The sequence below is a fragment of the Corallococcus sp. CA054B genome (assembly GCF_003611625.1).
In the GTDB taxonomy this organism is placed as follows: domain Bacteria; phylum Myxococcota; class Myxococcia; order Myxococcales; family Myxococcaceae; genus Corallococcus; species Corallococcus coralloides.
On sequence record NZ_RAVY01000420.1, the window covers coordinates 1 to 715 of the forward strand.

1 protein-coding gene is annotated in these 715 nt (G+C 69.1%); it reads left to right on the forward strand.

Annotated features, from left to right (window positions below):
* Window positions 1-286: 286 nt before the first annotated feature.
* Complete coding sequence (locus D7V80_RS41125; protein WP_233586108.1) at window positions 287-685, forward strand: MarR family winged helix-turn-helix transcriptional regulator; 399 nt, start codon at window positions 287-289, stop codon at window positions 683-685.
* Window positions 686-715: the final 30 nt, after the last annotated feature.

Consider the following 715-nt stretch of genomic DNA (forward strand, 5'->3'; position numbering starts at 1 on the left):
GCTGGGGGGCCGGGGTCGCGGACGGCGCCTGCTGCGCGGCGGCGAGGAGGAGGACGAGAAGGGCGCTGGGGGTGGCCATACTCTGGAGCGGCAGGTCTTTCCGGCAGGAGCGAGTGGTGGTACCCACCCCGGGTTCCCTGCGCGCGGTCAAGATGTAATTGACAACCGTTGTTGAATGCAATCATCTCTTACGCCCATGACCATCGCTGAGCAAGTGGCATCGACGCGACGCGCAGTGGTCCGGCTGCTCACCCAGAAAGTGGGAGAGCAAACGGATCGGCCGCTGATGCAGCTGCTCGTGCTCAAGAACATCGGGATCCACGGCATCCACAGTCAGGCGCAGATCGCGGAGCGGCTGCTCATCGACGCGCCCGCGGTGAGCCGGCTGGTGGACCGGTTGGAGGAGGATGGGCTGGTGGAGCGCCGCGCGGGGGAGAACCGCCGCTGCGTGCGCCTGGAGATCACCGACGCGGGGCGCCGGGAGATCCAGGCCCTGGAGCTCGCCGCGCACTGGGTGGATGGCCAGGCGCGCGCCTTCCTGGCGCCGCCGGAGGTGGAGGAATTGTCACGCCTCCTGGACAAACTGCAGACGGGATTGTTCCAGCTCCTGGGCAACGAGCCCGGCCACCCGCCGCGCAAGGACGACCCGCCCTGCGGGCCGCTCCCCTCCAACGACAACGGGTGACGACGGGAGGTGGAAGGCCGGGCGCGATGC